Origin of the sequence: Methanobrevibacter sp. V74, assembly GCF_963082495.1 — an archaeon.
Lineage (GTDB): Archaea > Methanobacteriota > Methanobacteria > Methanobacteriales > Methanobacteriaceae > Methanocatella.
The window spans coordinates 332532-358730 of record NZ_CAUJAN010000001.1; the positions used below are offsets into that span (position 1 = coordinate 332532).

General features: G+C 25.3%; 18 protein-coding genes and 1 pseudogene. 15 read left to right on the forward strand and 4 right to left on the reverse strand.

Features of this window, described 5'->3' with window-relative positions; translation table 11 throughout:
• Positions 1–244 precede the first annotated feature (244 nt).
• From Q9969_RS01645 to Q9969_RS01715, 15 genes and pseudogenes are all read left to right on the forward strand, one after another.
• Positions 245–592, forward strand: coding sequence for a hypothetical protein (locus tag Q9969_RS01645; RefSeq protein WP_305553699.1), 348 nt, complete (start codon positions 245–247; stop codon positions 590–592).
• A gap of 189 nt (positions 593–781) precedes the next feature.
• On the forward strand, positions 782–1753 hold the full coding sequence (locus Q9969_RS01650) for a CDP-glycerol glycerophosphotransferase family protein (RefSeq protein WP_305553701.1): 972 nt from the start codon (positions 782–784) through the stop codon (positions 1751–1753).
• Between the two features lies 1 nt (position 1754).
• Entirely contained in the window at positions 1755–2339 is a 585-nt protein-coding gene (locus Q9969_RS01655; RefSeq protein WP_305553704.1) for a glycosyltransferase family A protein, read from the forward strand.
• Positions 2340–2719: 380 nt separating this feature from the next.
• Entirely contained in the window at positions 2720–3682 is a 963-nt protein-coding gene (locus Q9969_RS01660) for a glycosyltransferase family 2 protein (RefSeq protein ID WP_305553707.1), read from the forward strand.
• A gap of 13 nt (positions 3683–3695) precedes the next feature.
• Entirely contained in the window at positions 3696–4553 is an 858-nt protein-coding gene (locus tag Q9969_RS01665; protein WP_305553710.1) for a glycosyltransferase family 2 protein, read from the forward strand.
• 36 nt (positions 4554–4589) lie between these two features.
• Positions 4590–5477 carry an OB-fold nucleic acid binding domain-containing protein gene (locus Q9969_RS01670; protein WP_305553713.1) on the forward strand — a complete coding sequence of 296 codons (888 nt, stop codon included), beginning with the start codon at positions 4590–4592 and terminating at the stop codon, positions 5475–5477.
• Positions 5467–6255 (forward strand): hypothetical protein, encoded by a 789-nt coding sequence (locus Q9969_RS01675; RefSeq protein ID WP_305553716.1) that lies wholly within the window; start codon positions 5467–5469, stop codon positions 6253–6255. Before Q9969_RS01670 ends, Q9969_RS01675 begins: the two co-directional genes overlap by 11 nt.
• 28 nt (positions 6256–6283) lie before the next feature.
• Positions 6284–7285: pseudogene (gene radA, locus Q9969_RS01680) on the forward strand (DNA repair and recombination protein RadA).
• A 643-nt stretch (positions 7286–7928) separates the two neighbouring features.
• Positions 7929–10898 carry a right-handed parallel beta-helix repeat-containing protein gene (locus Q9969_RS01685; RefSeq protein ID WP_305553719.1) on the forward strand — a complete coding sequence of 990 codons (2970 nt, stop codon included), beginning with the start codon at positions 7929–7931 and terminating at the stop codon, positions 10896–10898.
• A gap of 1987 nt (positions 10899–12885) precedes the next feature.
• Positions 12886–14289: a transposase gene (locus Q9969_RS01690; protein WP_305553722.1), complete on the forward strand. Its 1404-nt coding sequence runs from the start codon at positions 12886–12888 to the stop codon at positions 14287–14289.
• Between the two features lie 108 nt (positions 14290–14397).
• The gene (locus Q9969_RS01695; protein WP_305553725.1) at positions 14398–14598 is read left to right on the forward strand and encodes a hypothetical protein; all 201 of its coding nucleotides are present in this window, start codon (positions 14398–14400) and stop codon (positions 14596–14598) included.
• Positions 14591–14794, forward strand: coding sequence for a hypothetical protein (locus Q9969_RS01700; protein ID WP_305553728.1), 204 nt, complete (start codon positions 14591–14593; stop codon positions 14792–14794). The genes Q9969_RS01695 and Q9969_RS01700 overlap by 8 nt, the downstream gene beginning before the upstream one ends.
• Before the next feature lie 1111 nt (positions 14795–15905).
• Positions 15906–18485 (forward strand): right-handed parallel beta-helix repeat-containing protein, encoded by a 2580-nt coding sequence (locus tag Q9969_RS01705; RefSeq protein ID WP_305553730.1) that lies wholly within the window; start codon positions 15906–15908, stop codon positions 18483–18485.
• A gap of 159 nt (positions 18486–18644) precedes the next feature.
• Positions 18645–18935: a hypothetical protein gene (locus Q9969_RS01710; protein WP_052331826.1), complete on the forward strand. Its 291-nt coding sequence runs from the start codon at positions 18645–18647 to the stop codon at positions 18933–18935.
• A gap of 542 nt (positions 18936–19477) precedes the next feature.
• A complete protein-coding gene (locus tag Q9969_RS01715; RefSeq protein WP_232817564.1) occupies positions 19478–19690 on the forward strand; it encodes a hypothetical protein in 213 nt (70 codons plus the stop codon).
• Positions 19691–20443: 753 nt separating this feature from the next.
• Here the strand turns inward: Q9969_RS01715 and Q9969_RS01720 are convergent.
• From Q9969_RS01720 to Q9969_RS01735, 4 genes are all read right to left on the reverse strand, one after another.
• The gene (locus Q9969_RS01720; RefSeq protein ID WP_305553784.1) at positions 20444–20689 is read right to left on the reverse strand and encodes a hypothetical protein; all 246 of its coding nucleotides are present in this window, start codon (positions 20687–20689) and stop codon (positions 20444–20446) included.
• Entirely contained in the window at positions 20683–20922 is a 240-nt protein-coding gene (locus tag Q9969_RS01725) for a hypothetical protein (protein WP_305553787.1), read from the reverse strand. Before Q9969_RS01725 ends, Q9969_RS01720 begins: the two co-directional genes overlap by 7 nt.
• Positions 20913–21401: a helix-turn-helix domain-containing protein gene (locus Q9969_RS01730; protein WP_305553790.1), complete on the reverse strand. Its 489-nt coding sequence runs from the start codon at positions 21399–21401 to the stop codon at positions 20913–20915. The genes Q9969_RS01725 and Q9969_RS01730 overlap by 10 nt, the downstream gene beginning before the upstream one ends.
• A 421-nt stretch (positions 21402–21822) precedes the next feature.
• Entirely contained in the window at positions 21823–25299 is a 3477-nt protein-coding gene (locus Q9969_RS01735) for a right-handed parallel beta-helix repeat-containing protein (protein WP_305553793.1), read from the reverse strand.
• Between the last annotated feature and the right edge of the window lie 900 nt (positions 25300–26199).

Consider the following 26199-nt stretch of genomic DNA (forward strand, 5'->3'; position numbering starts at 1 on the left):
AAATAACAGCAATAATAACTGACTTAAAAAAGAGTTATGATAAAATAATGGGCAAATTAGGTTTTGTTCATCAAAAATGCATATTTCACTTAAGTCAAAACATATTAAATAAAATAACAACCTTTTTAAATAAAAATAAAATAAAATTTAAAAAAGAATACGAAAAAAAAAACATCCAAACGCTTCTGATTATAAAAAGAAAAAACAAACCAAAGAAAAAGTAGAAGAACTAAAAAAAGAAATAATGGAATATTATGAACTATTTTTCAAATTATTTGATCAACAAAGCTATGAAAAAGCCATATACTATATTAACTTATTAAAACAAGAAATAAATAATTTTCCAGAACCTTTAAAAAATTACATAAATGACAATTTTTTGCCAAATTATAATAAATTCTTAAATTTCCTTAAAAAAGAAAATTACCAAAAATTAGAACGAACAAACAACCAATTAGAAAATTACAATGGAAATAAATTACTAAAATCAGAAAAAAGAAAATTCAGAACATTAAATGGCTTATTTAATCAAATACTCCACAGAATAAAAAATTGGATAAAAAATCAAAAAAAAAACCAACTAACAAATTGACAGTCCCGCTTTTTAGTTATGTTTAATTAATATTAATCAGAAAAATATTTTATATAATTTAGTTGATTTTTATGAAATATTTAAAACATAAATTTTATGGAATTTTATTTAAGTTTTTTAAAATTTTTTCAATAAAAGATAATAGAGTAACTTTTATAATTGACTCAAATAAATCATTTAAAGGTAATTTTGACTATATTAAAAAAGAGCTTCAAAAGAAGAGGAACTTTTGAATTTAATTTATTTTATAAAAATAATCTCTCTTTTAAAAATTTTAAAAATTTAGCTACTTCTAAGTATATATTTTTAAATGATAATTTTTTTCCACTAGCTTTCATGAATTTTAAAGATGATTCAAAAGTTATTCAATTATGGCATGCTCCTGGTGCATCTAAAAAATTTGGAGCATCAGTATCTAGTAGTGATGAGTTAGAAATGCTTTTAAAAATATCTAATAATACAGATTTTTTATTTACAACATCTAAAAATATTGAAAAATTTTATCAAGAGGCATTCCAAATTGATTCGTCTAAAATAATACCTTTAGGAATTCCAAGAGTTGATTATTATTTTGAAAATCATGATGTTGAAAAGCTTAAAAAAGATTTCCTAGAAAAACATGGTTTTGAAGATAAAAAAATTATTCTTTATGCTCCAACATTTAGAAATGAAGAAAAATACAATAATGTTTTTAATTATTTAAATTTAAGAGAGTTTAATAAACATTTAGGTGAGGAATATGTTTTAGCTTTAAGACTTCATCCTAAAATTAAAGACTTTTCAAAAGAAAATATTTCCTATGATGGGTATTATATTGATTGTAGTAATTATGAATCTGAACAAGAACTTATGTTAATTAGTGATATTTTAATTACAGATTATTCATCTATCATGATTGAATTTTCAATCTTAAACAAGCCGATTGTATTTTTTGTTTATGATTATGATGATTACATAGCTAATGAAAGAGGATTTTACTTTGATTTTAAAAAAACAGTTCCAGGTGTTATTGTAGATAATTCAAATCAATTAGTTGAAATAATTAAAAATAAAAATTTTGATAAAGAAAAAAGTGATAACTTTGTAGCTAGTCAATTTGATACAATTGATGGTAAATCTAGTGAGAGAATTGTAGATTTTATTTTAAATAATGGTGCTTAATATGGATAATATTAAAGTGAGTGTTATTGTTCCAGTATATAATTGTTCAGAATATATATCAACTACACTCAATTCAATTATTAATCAAAATTTTGATAATTATGAAATAATTGTTATAGATGATGGTTCAAGTGATAATAGTTTAGATATTATATATGAAACATTAAGTCAAACAGATATTCCTCATAAAATTATTCACCAAAGAAATAGTGGTGTAAGCGTAGCTAGAAATAATGGAATGGAGATGGCTCGTGGGCAATATTTTGTTTTTGTAGATGGAGATGATTATATTTTAACAACTCACTTATCAGAGCTTTATAAAAATATAGATGAATTTAGTTTAGTTCAATTTGTTAAAAAAGATCAAGATAAAACTTCTAATCCATATTTTTACCATCAAGAAGAAATGTCAACTGAAGAATTTATTAAAAAAGAACTAATGATGGAAATGCCACTTAAATTATGGCAAGTGATGTATAAGGCAGATATTATTAAAAATAATGATTTGAAATTCACTCCAAGTGTTGTGTATGGTGAAGATACAGAATTTGCACTTAAAACATTAAGTTTTGGTGATAAGAAATAACTAATTAGTAATGAAATCACTTATTTTTATATTCAACATGAATCTTCAACTATAAACACTTCAAGCTTTAAACGCTTTGAATTTATTCAAATTTTAGAAAATTTAGCAGAATTTTTTAATAAACAAGGTAAAAATGACTTAGTTAGTTTAATTATAACTTCAAGAATTCCTAAAGCGATATTTGGAAATATGAATTATTTCTTTTATAATAATTATGATTTTAATGAAATCATGTTAAAAATGGAAGAATTAGATTTATTTAAAAAATTATCTAAATTCAAAGGAGATAAAAAATTTAATTTAAAAATAAAATTATTTTTATTTAATCCAAAATTATATTATAAAATGTGGATGAAATTTAAAAATTCAATTTGATTATTATGAAAGTTTCTATTGTTACTCCAAATTATAATGGTGAAAAATTCCTTAAGAATTATTTTAACTCGCTTAATGAAGATTGTGAATATATAGGCGAAGTTATTATCATAGATAATGGATCTAGTGATGATAATAGTCTAGATTATATTAAAAGCAACTCTTTTAATTTTCCAATTAAATTAATAGAAAATAAAGAAAATCTAGGGTTTGCACCAGCAGTTAATCAAGGAATATCTGAAGCTCAATATGAATATATATTTTCTTTAAATAATGATACTGAAGTTAAAAAAGGATGCATTGAAGAGTTAATAAAAATTATTTCATCTAATGAGAATATTTTTTCTGTACAAGCTAAAATGCTACAATATAATAATAAAAATTTAATAGATGATGCAGGAGATGAATATAATCTTTTAGCATGGAGTAAGAAGATAGGTGAAAATCAAAAATCTTCTAATTTTAATGAAGTTTCGCAAATCTTTTCAAGTTGTGCTGGAGCTGCAATGTATAAAAAATCATTATTAGATGAAATTGGATATTTTGATAGTAATTTTTTTGCATACACAGAAGATATTGATTTAAGTTTAAGAGCACATATTAATGGTTATAAAAATTTTTCATGTCCTTATGCTATTGTATATCACATTGGAAGCGCAACTAGTGGAAGTAGATATAATGAATTTAAAGTGAAATTATCTGCTAGAAACAATATTTGGGTTGTTTATAAAAATTTTCCGATTCCTCAAAAAATCTTAAACTTTATATTTTTATTTTTAGGATTTTTTATTAAGTATTTATTTTTCTTAAAAAAAGGATTTGGTCCAACATATTTAGAAGGTATTAAAGAAGGATTAAAAACTAGAAATAAAATAGATAAAGTTAAATTCAATTCTAAAAATACAAAAAATTATTTTAAACTTGAATATCGATTAATTATTAATACTTTAAAATTTTTAAAAAAATAAATAGTGAATTTTTATGGATCTTTCAGTTGTCATTGTAAATTATCAAACATTTGAGCTAACAAAAAACACAATAAATTCAATTTTCCAATATAACTATTCTTTTAGTCATGAAATAATAGTTGTTGATAATAACTCTAGTGATGATAGTTTAGCTAAATTACAAGAATATTTTAAAGATAAAGTTAAATTTATAGCTTCAAGTGAAAATAATGGATTTGCAACAGGCAACAACCAAGCTTTAAATATTTGTAAAGGCCGCTACGTCCTACTTTTAAATTCAGACACTATTGTTTGGGAAAATACCTTAAATAATATTTATAATTACATGGAAAAACATTTAGATGTGGGAGCTATTGGTTGTAAGGTTCTTTTAGAAAATGGAGAACTTGATAAGGCATGTAAAAGAAGTTTTCCTAATGTAAAAAACTCATTTTTTAGATTATTTCACATACCAATTAAAAGTAAAAATGATGATTATAATTTAGATAATTTAGCTGACGATGAAATTTATGAAATAGACTGTTTAACAGGAGCATTTATCTTCATGCGATTTAATGCTTTAGGAAAAACTGCTTTTTTAGATGAAAGCTTTTTTATGTATGGTGAAGATATAGACTTATGTTATCGTATTAAAAAAGAAGGTTGGAAAATAATTTACTATGGAAAATCTAGTATAACACATTTAAAAGGAGCAAGTAGTAAAAAACAAAAATCTAAATTAATTTATGAGTTTTACAAGGCAATGTATATATATTATAAAAAACACCAAGCAAGTGAAAACTTCTTTTTAATAAACATTATTGTTTATTTTGGAATAATCTTATTATGTTTTTTAAAATTATTTTTTAATTTATTCAAAAAGAAAAATTAATTATAATCTTACACTTTATGGAATAAAAGTGTTGATTTGATTGAAGACTTGGAGTTAAATGATGGAGATACAGTTAAAATACTTGCAGCCCAGTCAAGAGAAAGAAATGAAGAAATATCTTTAACACATTGGGATGGTAGAATAATCAAAGGAGATTATGATGTTCCTGAATTGACTCAAGAAATCTCTAAAATTGCAGATTTAACAGAACAAAAGGATGTATCAATTTTTGGCATTGTTTCTAAACTTCAAGATATTAAAACATTTCAAAGAAAAGCTGATGATTCAGAGGGAAAATTAAGAAATTTTGATATTTTAGATGATACAGGATCTATTAGAGTGACTGTTTGGGGTAAAGATACAGAATTACCAATAAATAAAGGTGATGTTGTAAAAATCATTGGGGGAGATGTTCGTTTTGATGATTACACTTCAAGTGGATATTCAATGAATACTAATTTTAATACTCAAATAACTATTAATCCAAATAATTTATCTGTTGAAGAAATGGATTTATTTGATAAATTAAGAGAACAATTAAGGCCTATTTCCATTGGTAAAGTTGAAGAAATGGATGAAGATGGAATTGAAGTTGATGTTATTGGAAGAATTATTTCTATAAGTGATGAAAATCAATTCCAAAGAGATGATGGAAGTGTAGGTATTGTACGTTCAGCAGTTTTTGCTGATGAAACTGGTAAAATACAACTTTCATTTTGGGATGCTAAAGCTCAAGAAGATTATGAAATGGGTGCTGCTTATCAAATTGAAAACGCAAGAACTAGATTAGGCATGTATGATGTGGATTTAAACATTGGATCTGCTTCTAGAGTTATTAAATTAACTGATGAAGAGGCTTCAGCGAGATTTATTCCAGAACTGTCTACTCTTGAAAAAAATGATTTATACAAATATGAAAATTGAAGATATTGAAGATGAAGATGAAGAAAATATAATAGTTTTTGGAAGAGTCATTGAGTCTTATGATATTAGAGAATTTGATAGAGATTCTGGAGATAAAGGTTATGTTAGAAATATTGAAATAGCTGATGATACTGGATCTATTAGGGTAGTATTATGGAATAACGATGCTAAAAAAGATTTTGAAATTGGAAAAGCTATTAAATTACAAAATCCACGTATAACTTTTAATGATGATCATCTTGAATTAACAGTTTCAAGAAACACTTCTATACTTGATTTAACTGAGAAAGAATTAGAAAACCTACCTTCTCATGAGGAATTAGTAGAAGCGATTTATATAGAAAAAACAATTGAATCATTAACTGAAGATGATAGAAATGTTCGTATAACTGGTATCCTTAAAGAAGTTTCTGGTGAAAGAACACTTCTTAGGAAATGTCCACACTGTAACAATAATCTTGATCAATTTGAAGAAAATATTGTTTGTGATTATTGTGGTGAGGAAATTGAAGAACCAAAATACATTTTAATGATTCCAGCTAAATTTGAAGATGATACTGGTGATATATCAATCACTTTCTTTGAAAAATTAGCTGAAGAACTTATTATGATGAAAAAAGAAGAAGTAATTGATATTGTTGAAGACGGATATGGAATTGAAGATAAAGTCGAAGATTTAGATGGATTAACATTAGAAATAATTGCTGATGTCAGTTTCGATGAATATAATGAAACAAATAGGCTTAGACCTAAGAAAATTTTATCCAAAACTTTTTAAAATTAAATAATTTAGAGGAATGATTATTATGGTGGAATTAGAAGATTTGCCAAGTGTTGGTGAAAAAACAGCAGAAAAATTAAGAGACGCAGGTTTTGCAGATATGATGAGATTAGCTACTGCTACTCCTAAAGAATTATCTGTTAAAGCAGAAATTGGGGAAGGAGTCGCTGAAAAAGTTATTGAAGCAGCCCGTAAATCTGAAAATATTGATTTTGAAACAGCATTTGATGTATTAGAAAGGAGAAAAGAAGTTGGTCATATTACTGTAGGTAGTCAAGAATTCAATGATTTAATTGGTGGTGGAATTGAAACTTTGTTTCAGCCCTTCTCTCAGCAGTAGTCTGACTAAAATGATTTAATTGGTGGTGGAATTGAAACTCAATCAATTACAGAAGTATTCGGAGAATTTGGATCGGGTAAAAGTCAAATTTCTCATGAATTAGCAGTTACAGTTCAATTACCTGAAGAATTAGGTGGTCTTGATGCAGAATGCGTATTCCTTGATACTGAAAATACTTTTCGTCCAGAAAGGATTGAACAAATAGCTAATGCTTTTGAATTAGATATTGATGAAGTTTTAAGAAAAATTCATGTTGCTCGTGCATTTAATTCTGCTCATCAAATTTTAATGGCAGATAAGGTTAATGAACTTATTCAACAAGGAAGTAATATTAAATTAGTCATTGTTGATTCATTAATGGCTCATTTCAGAGCAGAGTATGTTGGAAGGGAGTCTTTAGCTGTAAGGCAACAAAAATTAAATCAACATTTACATTCACTTCAACAAATAGCTAATACTTATAATGTAGCTATTTTTATTACAAACCAAGTTCAAGCTAAACCAGACTCATTCTTTGGAAGCCCTACTAAAGCTATTGGAGGTCACGTCTTAGGGCATGCGTCTACTTATAGAATTTGGCTTAAAAAAGGATTAGCAGGTAAAAGAATTGCACGTTTGGTAGATAGTCCTCATTTACCTGAAGGTGAATGTGTATTTAAAATTACTAATGAAGGTATTGTTAGTTAATTTTAAATTTTTATTTTTTTTTTGACGATTTCAAAAAATTATGTGATTTGAATTTTTCATAGTTTTTGAGTCATGAAATTTTTTTTTTTATTTTAGTTTTTAAAGGAATAAATTAATATATTGAATGAAAATAATATAATTCACATGTTTAAATTAAAAATAGAAGCTTCATATTATTGTATGGAGTCTAAATAATTTAAAACTTTTGATTTTGTTCTGGGGTTTTCTAATTCTATCAAATGATGATTTTTCCTGTTGCGAAAATAATTGAGGATAATTATTAATGTTAGAAAATGTGATAAATAGATTTTAAAAATAGGATTCTTGTTTATACAAGTTCTAAGTCTAAAAAATATACTTTAAAGAATTTCATGCTAAAATTAGAAACATGCGGAACATAAAAAACTAAAAAAAATCACACAGTTTTGAAAGAGCCTACTCTGTCAACACTCAACTTTATTAATAATTATTTAGTAAAATATAACTATATTTGAATTTTAAAATATAATTATATTTGAATTTTTTAAAAGTATATATTAATATTTAAATTATTTGTGTGGTAAAATGGAATATTTAAATAAAAATTTTAATTTTAACATTTATCTTAATGATTATAAGTATAGGGGGAGTTAATGCTACAGATATGGATTTAGTTAGTGATATTCAAACTTCTAATCATGTTGATAATAATTATTTAAGTCTAGCTAGTTCAGATTATCAAGAAGAATCTTCTGAAGAGGGTATTGGTATTTCTGATATTGAAACTAATTTAAATGATTCAATTAATAATTCAGAAACTAGTGGAAAAGTTATTAAATTAACAGAATCTGATTTTAATAAATATTTTAATGAAGAGGGATATGTGGATACTACTAAAGTTTCTCCTTATGATACTCTTGACTTATCTGGGAATTTTCATAATGTTGAAGTAATGATTTTCACTATCCCGGTAACTGTTATAAGTACATCTTGTGATGCGTACCTTAAAGATTGTACTATTCAATTTGATAAAGTAATAGCTTCTGAGTCTAAATGGGCAAAAGTTTCAAATTTAAGAATTAATAATACTATTGCTTCAGGATTTAATGGAGTGATTGCTACAAATTCTGCATATATTGAGATTACAAACAATGTTATTTATACTGAAAGTGCAAGTGGAAATCCAGTTCGTTTGCTTGCTTCAAATCATACAAGAGTTACAAATAATATTTTTGAAACTTGGTATCAATCTACAAGTGGTTTTAATGCTTCTTGGACTCGTTCATGTATTCTTTTAGGAGAATCTCATTATAATTATATTGCAAATAATAATGTCACAGTAAAAGAGTCTAATCCCATTTATTTATCATCATATGGATGTGGTCCTTCTAATTATAATATAATTTTTAATAATACTATTAGAAGTTCATCAAAAAGTACAAAAACAGGATTGTCAAATCCTTCCTCTTGGACATATGGTATTCAAATGTTTGGGTCTTATAATAAAGCATTAAATAATACAATCTATAATGTTTTTAGAGGAATTTCTACTGATGGTGAAGGTAATGAAATTGTAGGTAATATTATATTTAATATTACTGGTGGTTACAATGAAGGAAATGATGGTACTTTAGGTGGAGATTATGCAATTGTTGGATCTTTAGGGTCTTTAATTGCTAATAATACTATTTATAATTCTAAAATGTATACTTTTGGAGGTTCAGGAGGGTCTGCAATTTATGCAGGCCCTAATAATGAGATTTATGGCAATAAAATTACAGTAATTGCTTCAAGTAGAGGTATCCATATAGGTGCTTCTTCTTGTAATGTTAATATTTATGATAATATTATTAACACTGAATCTGGCAATGGTGTTTATACTTTAGGATATATGAATAATTTACGTATCATGTATAATGTTATTACTTCTGAGTCTGGTATGGGAATTCAAATTAAAAAACAATCTAATTCCAAATATCCAACAAATGTTTTTATTATAAATAATAATATTTTAACTTTTAATGATCTATTTATGGATTTAAGTGATGTTTTAAATAAAAATTCTCTCATATGTGAAAATAATACTTATAAAAAAATTTTTGTCGTGACTAAAAATACCTTCTTCTTTCGTTATTTTGATAATAATGGTAATTTAAACTGTGAGGATATAGATATTTTAGTATTTAAAGGACGTTTTGATAGTGACGATTTAAATATTAATTCTATTAATATTAATAAACCTATTTATATTTTAGGAAATGATGCTAATATAAAAAATATTCAATTTAATATTACTTCAAATAATATAATAATTGAGAATATTAATTTCGATGTTGAATATAATTCTACTATTTATTTCAATAATGTGAATAATGTTTCATTAATTAGAAATTTAATTGTATCTTCTTCCTCAAATCCTACAATAATTGTTTCTAAATCTATTACTACTATTTTATCTAATAAAATTCAATCAAATAATTTAGCTATTGTTGTGGATTATGGAAGCAAAGTAATTGTAAATAATAATTTAATTAATGTTACAGGAGATTATACTATTGATTTAACTAATAGTGGAGATTTCTCAAGTGATTTTGTTAAGAATAATATTTCTAATAATTATTTATTAGCTAATTTAAAAGGAGATGAGAGTGTATCTTATTCAAATAATTGTAAAAATAATAGTATTATATATGATAATGACGGTCTTATCTCTAATTTAGTGGTAAAAGATACTATATCTTTTATTAATCAAAATCCCATGTTAGTAATTAAATTAATCGATTTTGAAGGTAATTTTATCCCTAATAAAAAAATTAGAATTTATTTAACTGATTCAAAAGGTCAAGATAGGTTATATTCTTTATTTACTAATAATCATGGGATTGCTTTATTTGAAGAAGCTATCTCTATAGATAATTATACATTTTCTGTTATTCATGATGGAAATGATATTTATAAACCTTCTCAAGTATTAAATAAAAAATTAGATGTCATTTATATGAGTACTTCATTAGTTGCATCTGACATTAATACATATTATAATGTCCCTATTGTCATTAAAGCTACTCTTAAAGGTAAGGGTAATGTTCTTTTAGATGATAAAATAGTACATATTACAGTTAATGGAAAAACTTATAAAAATATCACTATTGATGGTGTAGTTACTTTTAATATTGGAATTCTTCCTAAAGGTAGTTATTCTATAAATTATTTATTTTATGATGATGAAAATTGTACAGGATCAGGTGGAAGCTCAAAGATTTTTGTTAATATGATGCCAACTAGTATTATTGCGAGCAATGTTGTAATTTTTTATAATGATGGTTCTGGTGTGGTTGCTTATTTAAAAGATAATACAGGGAAGGGTATTAATGATAAAAAAGTTGTGATAGGGATTAATGATAAGACTTATAAGAAAATCACAGATAAAAATGGTAAAGTTGCGTTAGCTATTAACTTACCTCCTAAAACCTACTCAGTTTCACTTAAATTTTCGGGGGATTCTAATTATAAATCTTCATATAACTTCATGAAAGTTAAAGTAAAAACAAGAATTACAAAAATTATTGCGGGCAATTTAGTTAAATATTATGGAGACGGTAAAAAATTAGTTATTTATTTTAAAAGATACTAATAATAAAGCTGTTGCAAGTAAATCTATAACTATCAAAATTAATGGCAAGACTTATAAGAGAACTACAGATAAGAAAGGCAAAGTTAGTTTAGCTCTTAGTCTTTCTAAAAAAACTTATAAAGCAACTATTAAATTCTCAGCTACTTATCATAAAACTTCAATTAAAAAAATAAAAGTTTCGGTTGTAGCTCCTAAAGTATTTGCTTTAAGTAAAAAGGTTAAAAAAGGTAAAAAACTTATTGTAGTATTTAAAACTTATAATGGTAAGATTATAAAAGACCAAAAAGTTTATTTCAAATTTAAAGGAAAAACTTATAATTTAATTACTAATTCAAAAGGAATTACTACTTTAACTTGTAATATTAAAAAAGGATCTTATAGTGGTGTTGTAGGATTTAAATCTACTTCAACATATGGTACTACTAAAACTAATATTAAGTTTAAAGTTGTATAAATTTAATTATAAAATTAATCTTTAATTTTATATTTTTAAAATAAATTTTAACAATGTATAATTTAAAAATTAATAAGTTATAAAATAATTATCAATAGAATCACAATTAATTTCAGATTTATCCTTAAAGCTATTTGGAAAATTCTGGAATCAAATTGGAAAGTTTAAATTGTTATCAGAAATACTACTATCTAAAACTTTTATATTTGTTTTTATTACTGTAATATGTTAGCTTCACTTATATATTAAATTTATTACTTTAAATCAACCCAGTTAATTTAAGAAATTTATTTTTTAATTTTTAATTATAGTATTTTATTTTCTTATTTTTCTTATTTAAATCTTTTATTTGATATTGTATTAGTTTATATGATTTATTTTTTATTTTTTTACTTGTTTTATGGGTTTTTGATTATTTTTTTTATTGATTTTTCATTTTTGATTATTTTTTTTGTTTTAAATTCCTTTAATTTGCTTGTAATTGGATGTGTTTATTTTAATAGTTTTTATATTTGTTTAAATTATTTTATGTTTGATTTTAAGTATTATTAATAGTTAATATTAGATATTAGTAAATTATATTTTTATCATATTATAGTTATTTATGATTTTATGATTGGATTTTTTTTTGATTTATGGGGGGAGTTTTTTTTGATGATTAAATATTTCAGGGAATATTTTTGTGATGAAACTTGGGAAATATAATTAGGATAAATATGAAAAATCGAAAATATATAATTGATGATGGAAAAGCACATTTTGTTCGTAATCGAAAAACTACTTTAGGAAGTATAATTAAGTATCCTTTCTATGATTGTGGTCGAACGACTGCTGTAGAGGCTATAAATTTTTATTAGAAGTGATAAGAAGGATAAAAATATGACTTTAACTAAATCCGATATTTCTCAAAGAAGAAAATTGCTTAATCATATTTGCTATGTTAGACATGAATGAAGACTTTATTGATGGAATTTACAATGACCCAGATAGAACCAGTCTTTATAAAGGATATTCAATACTGACAGGTGATACTAGCATCTGCGATGCACCATAATAATTGGATACAGTGAAAAACAACTAAAAGAATTAAACAATCCTCATCTCAATAGATTAAAAAAGGAATTAATCAGATTTATCATGTATAGCAGATACACAAACAGATTTCATTATTAACATCCACAATAACCAATAGGGTGTCCGCCAAAACTAATTTTTTTTATTTTGAATTTTTTATAACTGCGTTATAATTTTCTTGTTTTGTTAATTTTTTTCATTAAATTAATTAGAATTTAATTTTAATTATTTATTATTCATAATTTTTAATATGGATTATAATGATTTATTTATATTTGATTTTAGTCATTTTTAGAATAGTAATATTTATATACTATGATGTACATATTTTATATTAGATATGAGTTATTATGTGTTGGTTATTTATGGTTAGAAAGAAAGTTATTAAGAATCAGGCTGAATTAGGCATTAGGACTTATGATTTTAATGTTCCAGAGAATCATATTTCTCGTTTTGTGGTTGATTTTATTTGAAGAATTTTATCCGATTTTGGGAATTAAAGAGAATAAGAAAAAAGGCGGTAGGCCTTCATATCCTCCATGTTCCATGTTAAAATTACTTGTTTATGCAAAAATAGACCATATTGAAAGTGCTAGAGTCATTGCAGAAATGACAAAGTACCATGACATATATAAATTCGTTTGTGATAGAATTAAACCCTCTGAACGTTCAATTCAAAGGTATCGTGATGAATTTGGACGTTATTATGAAGTATTGCTTCAAATGACATTAAAAATGGCCGTAAAAAAAGGATTCACTGAATTTAATCATGTTGTAGTCGATGGGACCATCAAAAAAGCATTCAATTCTAACCAAAATATGATCAGCAAAAAAGAAACCAATTTGCTGGTCCAGTTCTACAAAGGACTGGAAGTTGACCTTAAAAAGCTTGAAAAACTCAATAAACCAGCTCAAAAAATACTAAATGACAAGGAAATGTCCAATGATGAAAAATTAGAAATATTATATGACATCAGAACTCAATTCAAATTCACAGGACAGGATAAAATACCAATGAATGATATTGAAGCACGCATGATGAAAGGCAAAAAAGGAAACTTCCTGGTTGCTTATAATATCCAATCTGCAGTCGATTACGACACCAAACTAATCTGCGCATTAAACGTCACACAAAACCCTACAGACCATTACCAACTACCAGAAGTAGCTGACAAAGCAATAAACAACATAGGAAAAGTACCAAAACACATGAGTGCAGATACAATATATTTAAATCAAATAAGCCTATCATACTTTGTAAACAAAGGAATAGATGGATTAATACCAACAAGAAAACAATCCAAAGAAAAAATAGGCAAATTAAATCCAAACCAATTCCATAAAGACCACTTTTACTACATATCCGACCTAGACTTATTTATGTGCCCATCAGGACAACCAATGTACTTCTACAAAGAATACACACAACCAAACGAAGAACCAGACAAACCCGACAAAATAAAAAGACTCTACAACAATTATACTGCATGTAAATACTGCATTCACAGAAAATCCTGCTTAACAGACAAACAAACACATAAAACCATCACAGAAAACGGTGGCAGATTAGAAAGAGCAATGTTCTTCAAAATGGAAAAAGAAGAATATAAAGAAGAATTCAAAAAAAGACCAAGTGTAGAAGGACCATTCGGAATATTCAAAGAACAATACCATGTAGAACAAGAAATAGTAATCGGAATGGTAAAAACCGGAGAAAGACTCAACCTAGATGCACTAGCATACAATATAAAAAGATTATATAATCTTATTCAAGGAGAACAAAATAATAAAGAAGATATTGTTGATTTTTGTGAAAGTATATCCACTACACACCAATTAAAGCTTGATGTGACCATTTACTAGAATCCACACTCAAAAATCATTTTTGGCGGACACTCAATAGTAAAAAAAAAATAAACGAAATAGAACTAGCATTAAAACATTTAGACATATTTAAATCAAAGAATAAACATGACCAACACCATCACAACCTACGACAGAGGATATGCTTCCATTGAACTAATGCTAAAACATATGAGCATAAATTCCAATTTCATAATACGACTAAGAGTAGATGACTTTGACCATGAACGAAAAAACATGAAAACCAACGATGAAACCATAGACATCACAATAAATGCAATACGCACACAAAACTTCCATGATGAATAAACCAAGAAAAAAAGCATTAGAATCACGAAGTGCTGAAATACGAATAACAGAAATAGAACTCGAAACCAAAAAAAAGGGAAAAAAATACACAAAAATACTTGCAAGCAATTTACCATCCGAAAAATTCACCACACAAGGATTTAAAAGAACTATACAACAAAAGATGGAAAATAGAAAACCAATTTTGACAGATTAAAAAACATAATCCACATAAGAAAACTTCAGCGGATACTCAGAACAAATCATACAACAAGAGACTTCTACCCCAACATATTCAATGTTTAATTACTTAATGGCCATGAAAATCGACGCGGACCAAAAAAAAAATACAAGAAAAACAAAAAAAACAAAAACTTAAAACACAAATACAAAACCAATCTCAATCTACTATTCGGATTAATCAAATTAGACATGCCTGACTTACTAATCTGACGATTATCAAGAAAGAAGAAACACCGTAAAAAGAATATTAAACACCACACAATCAATATTTAGTAGAAAAAAAATAGAGAAAATAACCGAAATCCTGATAGACTAATCATAAGATCCAACTAACAAATTCCCACCAACACAAAGAAGATGTGAATAAAAAAAAATATTTTTCAAATTATTTCTTAAATTAACTGGGTTGGATTACGAACAAAATGTGCTTTTCCATCATTAATTATATATTTTCGATTTTCATATTTATCCTAATTTATTTCCCAAGTTTCATCACAAAATATTCCCTGAAATTTATCATCAAAAACAATCCCCCTAAATCAAAAAAATCCAATCATAAAATTCTAAATAACCATATAAAAATATAATTTACTAATATTTAATATTAACTATTAATAATACTTAAAATTAAACATAAAATAATTTAAACAAATATAAAAACTATTAAAATAAACACATCCAATTACAAGCAAATTAAAGGAATTTAAAACAAAAAAAATAATCAAAAATGAAAAATCAATAAAAAAATCAAAAACCCATAAAACAAGTAAAAAAATAAAAAATAAATCATATAAACCAATACAATATCAAATAAAAGATTTAAATAAGAAAAATAAGAAAATAAAATACTATAATTAAAAATTAAAAAATAAATTTCTTAAATTAACTGGGTTGACTTTAAATTGATAATAAAGAAAAAAATGTAACATCCAAAATTTCAGTTTGATTCAATTCAATTAACTTTTTAAAAGAGTTCTATTTTTTTAGAAACTATTATATTATACTTAAAATATATTATTTTAATAAATGTGATTTATGAATTATTAAGTATACTTTATATTGTATTAAAATTTTGGTGATTAATAATGGAAAAATCTTTTAAGTTTTCATTGATTCTTTTAGTTGTTTTTGTACTTATTGGATCATTAAATATGGTTTCTGCCTCTATTGATATTGTCAATGAAGCAGTTTTAGATGATTCCTCTTTATCTTCTGATACGTTGGAAGATGTTGTTTCTGTAAATGATAATATTGTGTATGTCTCAAATTATGGTAATGATGAAAGTGGTAATGGTTCTATAGATTCTCCTTATGCAAGTTTATCTCAAGCAATTAACAAATCTGAAAATGGTTATGTAATATGCTTGAATGGTTCTTTTTCTGGTGAAAAAAATTGTAATTTATTTATAGATAAAAATTTATCAATTACTTCTTTTGGTCTTTCATATATTAATGGTGGTTCTAAAAATAGGATTTTTAATGTTTTAGAAGGATGTACTTTTTCTGTTAGTAATTTATCTTTTTCATATGCTGATGTTTCTAATTTAGATAATTCTAATGGTGGGGCTATATATTCAGAAGGTATTTTAATTATTCAAAGATGTGAATTTAACTATTGTACTGCTAATAATGGAGGAGCCATTTATTCTAAAGGCAAATTAATATTAAACAATTCTAGATTCTATTATAATAGAGCAATAGCATACGGAGGAACTATATACTGCTCAGCTGATAATAGTTTAGTTAATAATTCTATTTTTAAAAAGAATTGTGCTAAGAGTAAAACTACTGGAGTTTCTGGTGGTGCTATTTCTAATTTTGGTAATAATTTCACTGTTTCTTGTTCTCTATTTGAGGGTAATTATGCGAAAGAAACTAGTAAAGTTAAAAATGATCCAATTTATGGTGGTGCTATTTCTAATTATGGAAAAGGATTTTATGTCTATGGTTGTGACTTTATAGGTAATTATGTTGAAGTTAGAACTGATGCTGGTTCTGGTGAAGTTTGTTTAAATATTGCTGAAGGTGGTGCTATTTATACTGTTGCAGGTGCTAAAGTAGAAAATTGTCATTTTGATAAGGATACTGCTCATTGTAGATATTCTAGCAATCAAATTAATATCTATGGTAATAGATGTTATGGTGGTGCTATTAGTATTGCTTCAGGTAAAAGTTTTTATCTTTTAAATAATACTTTCACAAATTGTAGTTCTGCTAATGGTGTTGTGAAAAATGATGCTAATTATGCTATATTTGAAAATAACACTTTTGATAATAATAAAGCAATGTTTATGGGTTCTTCAATATATGATAATGGTGAAAATAATCTTTATATTGGTAATACTTTCTTAAATAATAATGATTCTAAAAATCAAGCTCAGGGAACTGTATATGCTAATGCTTGTAATGTAACTTTTGAAAATAATACTTTTCTTAATAATTATGATACAAGTGGTAGTGTATATTCTTTTAATAATGCTGCTATTTATATTTATAATCCTACTTTTAAAGGAGGATCAGATGCAGGAAATACTAATATTAAAATCTCAAATAATAAGTTTAATGGTAATGATATGGGTATTTATTTATATTGTTCTGGTGGAGCTAAAATTTCAAATAATAAATTCACTAATCAAAGACAAAATGCTATTCAAACTTATGCAGGTAGGGATTTAAATATTTTAGATAATTATTTTGAGAATAATCATGGATATCATGGTGCTGTTGATATAGGTTCTCGTAACACTCTTATTAAAGGCAATACATTTGTCAATAACACTGGTGTTGTTGCAGGAGCTATTGGTCTTTTATGTAGGGAAGATTTAACAATTGATTCTAATACTTTCATAGGCAATCATGTTACTTCTGAGGGTGGTGGAGATATTTACTCAATTTATGGGGATATGAAGATAACAAATAATGATTTTGTTATTAATTCTATTTATAAAGATGAAAGTTCTATCTATACAAAATATGGTAAGATTAATGCTATAAATAATAAATTCACTATTTCGAATAATCTACATAAAATTATTAAACAAAGAGGTCAAATTGAATATTATTTGAATAATGTTATTTATGATAATACTCCGGTAAATGATGATGGTAGTGTAAATAATTCTTCTGTTGAGAATCTTGTAGACCTTCATAAAAGAACTAAGGATGATTTTATTTATTATCGTAATGCTACTGAGAATAATGTTAATTTAGATGATGACTCCGACCCTATTGATTCTGGTAATACTGAACCAAAGCATATAGAAGAGATGATTAATGACATTGTTGATGATATAACTGATATTATTAATGATATAACTGATATTATTGATAATATAAATGGTTCTAGTGATGGAAGTTCTGATGGTTCTTTTATTTCTTCTGTTGGAACATTAAATTCTAATAGTTCTATTACTAATAGTTCTTCAGATGTTGGTAAATCTCATGAGCTTGATAAAGATCAAAGTATTGAAGTTAGTTCTCAACCAACTACTGATTCTGCTAAGGAAATAAGTTCTGAAGAACTTTCTCGATCAATTGCTTATGATTTATCCGAAAAAAAACCAGCTACTTCAATTAATTCTAATATGAATCTATTTGCTATTTTGATTATTGTTTTAGCCATATTGTTAATTTATGGATGTTATAGAGGTAGAAAAGATATTTAATATTTGATTATTATTTATTATCTATTCTTTTCTTTATTTTTGAGGCTGACTCATAATTTTTGTGTTTAAATTTTTTTCTTATTTTATTATCTTTTAATTTTATATATTAGGAAGTACAATTTATTATTAGAGTTAATTAACTTTTTGGTTGTGTTTCTTATGGTTTTGAGAGAGGATAAAATTGATCAGCAATTATTGGTTCCTTTGGACTTGAAAGATTTGATTCCAAAAGATCATCTAGATTTAGTAAAACTCAAACACATAGCAATAGATGGAATAAAAATCAAAGCCAAAGCATCCATAAATAATTTAACCAATCAAGAACAAATAGATTTACTTAAAGACATCTTAAAAAAGAGTATTGAACTCGATGAAGAAGAAGATGAACTTCTCGGAGACGAATCAGGAAATTCTGTACCAAAAGAATTAATTGACAAAAAAATCCTTTGAAGAAATCTACAAAAAAGTAACCAAAACCACAAAAGGAAATAGAAACGAATTCAAACTACGAAGAAGCAGTAAAAAGCTCCTTGACCAAGCAAAAAAAGATAAAAAAATCTGCCAAAAAAGTTTTGCAGAAAGTCGAAAAAATCGATTCAGAACTAAAAAAGACAAAAAAACGATGCAATCAGCATAAAAGACCCCGAATCACGATGAATGCTAAACAAAAAAAGCAAATGGGAATTCAATTACAATTTACAAATCGGAATAGACGAATACAAAGGAATAATAGTCTCATCATCACTAACACAAAATCCAACAGACGTATTCGAACTAATTCCACAAATAGAACAAATAAAAGAAACATTTGGTAATTTAACACCAAATACACAAATTTCACCCAACAACGACTACTCAACAAACGAAAACATAAACTATCTATCAGAAAATCATCTTGATGGATAACATATCCACCAGAAAACTCTCAAAAAAACTCAAAAAAATCAACAAAAAAGATAAACCATTCAAAAAAGACAAATTTATCTTCGATCATGAAAAAAAACACCTATATCTGCCCAATGGGTCAAATACTAGAAAACCAAAAAAAAGCTACAAAAAGAACACACGAATCGCATACTGGACAAAAAACTGCAAAAACATGCAAAAAACACCAAGAATGTTGTGGAAATAATTATTCAAGAGTAATAACAGATTATGAAAATCCAAATAAAATAAAAATGCTCAGAAAAATGGAAACACCATAGGCACAAGAAATCTATAAAAAACGATCAAAAACAGCAGAATAGCCATTTGGAAATATAAAACAAAATCTAAAAGTAACAGAATTCAACACAACTGGACTAAAAAGAACACAAACAGAAGCAAAATTACTCGCAATATCACACAATTTAAAAAGAATATACAACGAAACAATACAAAAAGAACTCATACCCCCCAACAAAACAAACAAAATACCTGAAAATAATAAAATTAATGCCAAAAAATTTTAAAAAAATAATTAATTTTGAGTCGCCCTCTTTTTTTAAAATTTAATCTTATAAAAATCATGCCAAGTTAATATCTATTTTTGTTTAAATAATTCTTCTAATTGTTTAAAAAGAATATCCTATTTAATTTGCTTGAATTAACTTTTAATTATAGTATTTTACGAAATGTTTACCCCAAAGAATTTCATCACCCAATTTTCAAAATATGAAATCTTATCTATTTTTTCATAAAATTTTGACTCAAAAAGTTTAATTAATTCATCCAATGATTTATGATCGGTGTTATATATTTCTCTCTTTATATCTTTCCATATGTCTTCTATAGGGTTTAAAAACGGACAATATGGAGGTAAATAAACAAGGTTTTACTGATAAAATTTCACATGCTTCTTCAACAATTTTCGCTTTGTGGATCTTTGCATTATCTAAAAAAAATATTCAATGGTTTTTCTTCTTTCATGAGTAAACTTAATTTTTTGTTGTTTAACATCTTTTGCAGGTGTTTTTTTATTATTTGATTGATTTTGTAGTAGTTAATATGGTATTTTTTGCATTTGGATTTGAATTTTTTTTTGGGATAATCTTTTGCTCATCATCAAACATTTGTTTGTATTCTTTTTCATCCATGCATTTTTCCAATAATTCAATTTTTACATTATCAATTTCTAATTTTGAACTTGATATGATCTCAGAGATTATTTTTAGTGCTTTTGGATTTTCTGTTCTGGAAATTAAATATTTACAGATAGTTAACACAAAATTATTAGCATTATTTTTTTTGGGTTGAAAAATATTGCAGATTCACAATTAATTCCTTGAAAACCAACTCCATTAACCCCATATCGCTCACCACTTTTTTTAAACCTATTTTTATCTTTAACACCATTAATTGTCGGATTACATAATCTCCTGGTTGTGTTAGTTGTATTTTGACATCTAGATTCATCAAGGACAATAACATCTTCAATTTCAAAATCAATTACGAACATTTTTTTAAAAGTATTTCTTCGGCATCTGCTGGAGCTTCATTGTAAATAAGGAACGGTTTACAATAATTAAACCCTAATTTCTTTCTTGTAATTTCCCAAACTTGTTTATAAGAATATTTGACTCCAAATCTCTCTTTAATTAGTTCTTGTGCACCAATAATGGTGTAATGTTTATCGGGATCACTTAAGAGTATTTTTAATTCAATTAACTGATCATTAGTTAATTTGGATTTTGTACCGCAATTTGAGTAATCTGGTATTAAACCTTCGATTCCATATTCATCATAATCTTTAACCCAATTTCCTACTGTTTTTCTATCCTTACGAATGAATTCCCCAACTGTAGTTCTAGTTTCACCCAATTTAACCATTCTAACTGCTAATAATCTCATATAAATATTGTGTGCTTGCCTATATTCTTTTAAATATTTATCAAGTTCTGCGATTCCTTGTTCTTCGAGTTTATCTATAATTTCCATGATTAAATATTTGTCACTCATTAGGGATAAAATTTTCGTAATATACTATAATATGGATGAGTTACTATAATCACAAGAATACATAGAAAATATCTCTCTAAAATCAATAAAAATTATTAACTATTTATATTATAAAAACTTACTTAAAAAGACATTTTATTAAGATAATTAAATTTTATAAGTTTTTGATAAAATGACTAAATTTTTAACTTATAATGCTATCATATTTACAATACAATCAAAAAATTCTTTTTTAAAAGTTCAAACACAAAATTAAAATATTTAAACAAATTAATCCTTTATATGGCAATAAATTATGGATTTAGCAGAATAGATGAGATTTGTTAAACCTAATAAAAAAATAAAAATGGGAAAAATAAAGAATAAAAATTAGTTGATTATAATATCCTCCCAAATTAAATTATTTTTTGATCACTATAAGCTTTCCAATTTTACTTACATGGTAATTTTTATTAGCAGAAGAAATAATTACTTTATGGGCACCTTTTGTAAGACCTTTAGTGCTAATTTTAGCTATTCCTTTACTATTAGTTTTTACTTTGTAAGTTTTGTATTTTTTACCATTAGAAACTTTAATAATAATAGATAATTTACTAATAACCTTCTTAGTTACTTTATTTTTAATAAAAACTTGGAAGTATTTAGCTTTTTTAACTTTTGCAGCAACTTTATTAGCTTTCACAGAAGTATAAACTTTATTTACTTTAATAGAAACTTTTTTAGTTGCAGTAACATATTTTTCTCCACTAACTTTAATATAAGCTGTATAAGTGCCTACAGCTTGTTTAATAGCTAAAGAAATTATTCCATTATTATTTGTAGTTACAGTGTAAGTAGATTTGCCAATAGTAATAGTTACCTTTTGATTTACAATAGCATTGCCTTTATTGTCTTTAATAGTAGCAACTAATTTATTAGCATTTCCATAAGTTTTAACAACATTACTTGCAGTAATCACAACAATGAGTGGGGTATTATTAGAGATAAGGTTATTAGCTTCACATCCTTTATCAAATGTGACACTATCATCACCAACTAATTTATTAGCAATTAAATTATTATTATAAATAGTATTTTGAGAAAATCCCTCTTTACAAGATTCAGTTAAATTAATAGTATAATTACCATTAGTATTGATTTTATTATTAAATGCAATGATTTTAGCATTATTAGTAGCTAGAATACCTGTAATAGTGTTGATTGGTAAGCCAAGTTCACAACAATTTTGTTTACATTTAGCAACAATGGTATTACCGATAAAATTGGTTTTAGTGGAAGTTTTAACGCCAATAGCGTCTTTGCCTGGAATACCAACAATATTAATTACATTTTCAATAATATTTGCTTCTTTAGAATCAGATAAAATACCATATTTAGAAGAATCAATATTATTACATGAAATAAAAACTCTGTTAGCATGAGCATTAGCATATATTCCTATGTTATCAGAAATAAATTCCTCTCCAGATGTAGCATTACCAAGAGCTAAACCTTTAGTAACAATTTCGTTACATATAATTTCAGTTAAATCAGAACTAGTTGCAATACCAATTGTATAATTACCTTCAAGATTAATTTTATTAGTTAAAAGAGTTACATCTTTACAACCATAAAGTCCTATACCATAAATAGAATTAGAACGGCCAGTTATTTTATTATTAATCATTAAATTAAAATGACCTTTATATCCTTCAACTTTCATAACATAAGCATTAGCAGAAGCTAAAATAGAAACATCATTGCTATTAAATGAAACATTAGTATTATCTTTTAAATAAATATTACAAAGATTATCAGAACCCTCGCCTTGTACAGTATCAACAACATTAAATTTATTACCTTTAATTACAATATTATTAGAATCTACAAGATACAAACCTAAATTAGTGTAATTAGATGCCAAAGTAATAGGGTCATAGTGAACAAGTAAAGATTTGAGATTTGCATCAAGTTTATTGTCCTTAAAGATAAGATTTTCAATTTCAGATAAACTTATAGCATATTGAGTAACTGTACCATTAGTATTAGCAGTGAATTTAATAGTATTTTCATTAATAATTAAATTTTGCACTGTTTTTGAGAATATGGCATAAGCATTAGAATCATTTATAGCATTAACAATAATATCATTTTTTAAAATACTAGTATTTGAAATTTTATCAATTGATGAAATATCAATAGCAACTGCAGTAGAATTGATAATATTATCAAAAATACTAACTCCAGTTATATTGTTCGATTTAGTATTTTTATATGAATTACCAATTTTAATACCAAATCTTCCATTAATCTTGTTGGAACTTATAGTTAAATTTGTAAGTGGTGTTTTACCAGAATTTGAAGTACCAGAATAAGCATAAATTCCTAATCCATTTTTAGCATCAATTATATTATTGGATATGACAGAGTTGTTAACAGGATGCAATTCAATACCTACTGTATTAGCAGATATATTTTCAGATTTAACATTAATATTATTATTAGTAATTTTCAAATTATTGTATGTCATTTTATTATTTTGAGCATCTTTACCTCCAAAAATACCTATTGAAGAGCCTTTTATAGCTAAAACATTAATATTATTACCTTCAATTGTAATGCCATTAATATCCTTAGCAGCAGACATATCAATACCCTTAGAATCAACGCCGATTAAGGTAATATTGTTATTGGAGATAAAAGTACCGTTGACTTTAGCATTGTTAAATTGAATACCTGTAGCAGTAGATGAACTATTTACAATGATAGTATTATTATAAACTTTATCTTCAAAATCTACTATAATTCCAATAAATTTAGCATTAATATAGTTATTATATACTTCCCAATCTATAGTGTTTTGAATTGCATTAATACCATTAGAAACGTTGGTTATATTATTGCCATATACTTTATAATTTATAGCATTTTGAACTTGGAATGCTATATTACCATTAATAATATTATTATATCTAAATGTATTGTTAGAAGTACTAGTTGCACTTAATCCATTACCATAAACTAACCATCCAGAACCAGAACCATCAATAGTATTATATTCAATAATATTATTACTTATGGTTCCATTTTGAGGATTTCTATACCATGTTGCCATAGAATGTCCTAATATACGAGTAATGTAAAATACATAGGGAATACCATTAACTCCGGGAACTGTTCCTGCATTGATATAATTATGACTAATTAAATTATCACAACCTAAAAGATAAAATGGATGTGATCCAGAAATCAATGTATTATTATATATAGTGGAATGAAATACATCACCTAAACCTAAAGCATGTGAATTAGTTGCATTATTGCGTATATAATTATCTTTAATTGTAATATTAGAAACTTGAATTGCTAAAATTGGCCATAATGGCAAATTATCTGCACCAGTATAATTCTTAGCATCTGTATCTACAGTTATATTCAAACCATAAATAATACTATTATCTGCACCTTTGTATAATTTAATCATACAATTATGAAGAACATCAGCAGAAGAGTTAGAAGTAATGGTTAAAGATTTATTAATATTAAATACTTTACCTTCTAAGTTAGATAATTTTAAAATATCTCCATCTTTAATAGGGGCATCATCTCTGATTGTTCCAGCTATATCATCTTCACTTTCATTATCAGCAACGAAATAATTAGCATAATTATCATTATCAATTACCCAAGTTTGAGCAGTATTATCACGATCACCAGAAGCAAGCGCATCATTTTCAAAAGATTGCTCACTTGCAGCAATTGTTTGATCATTTAAAACATCATCGGAAGAACCTACATCGGAAATAGCAACATCACCATCATCAATAGCAGAGACTCCACCAATACTTATAAGCATTAACATAAATGCTAAACAATAAATCAATTTAGAATTTTTCATAATTAACTCCTGATTTAAATAATTATTTTCAATTATATTTTATTAAAATAAAATTTAAAAAATATAATTAAATAGGTTTATAAACAACTAAATACATAAATGTTTCTAATATTACAATCCAGTTAATTTAGGAAATTTTTATTTTTTAATTTTTAATTATATTATTTTATTTTCTTATTTTTCTTATTTAAATCTTTTATTTGATATTGTATTAGTTTATATGATTTATTTTTTATTTTTTACTTTGTTTTATGGGTTTTTGATTTTTTTTATTGATTTTTCATTTTTTGATTATTTTTTTTGTTTTAAATTCCTTTAATTTGCTTGTAATTGGACGTGTTTATTTTAATAGTTTTTATATTTGTTTAAATTATTTTATGTTTAATTTTAAGTATTATTAATAGTTAATATTAAATATTAGTAAATTATATTTTTATTATATTATAGTTATTTATGATTTTATGATTGGATTTTTTTGATTGGGGGGGGGTTGTTTTTGATGATTAAATATTTCAGGGAATATTTTGTGATGAAACTTGGGAAATATAATTAGGATAAATATGAAAAATCGAAAATATATAAAATATGATGATGGAAAAGTGCATTTTGTTCGTATTCGAAAAACTACTTTAGGAAGTATGATTAAGTATTCTTTTCTATGATTGTGGTTGAACAACTGTTGTAGAGGCTATAAATTTTTATTAGAAGTGATAAGAAGGATAAAAATATGACTTTAACTAAATCCGATATTTCTCAAAGAAGAAAATTGCTTAATCATATTTGCTATGTTAGATATGAATGAAGACTTTATTGATGGAATTTACAATGATACAGATAGATCCAGTCTTTATAAAGGATATTCAATACTGGCAGGTGATACTAGCATCTGCGATGCACCAT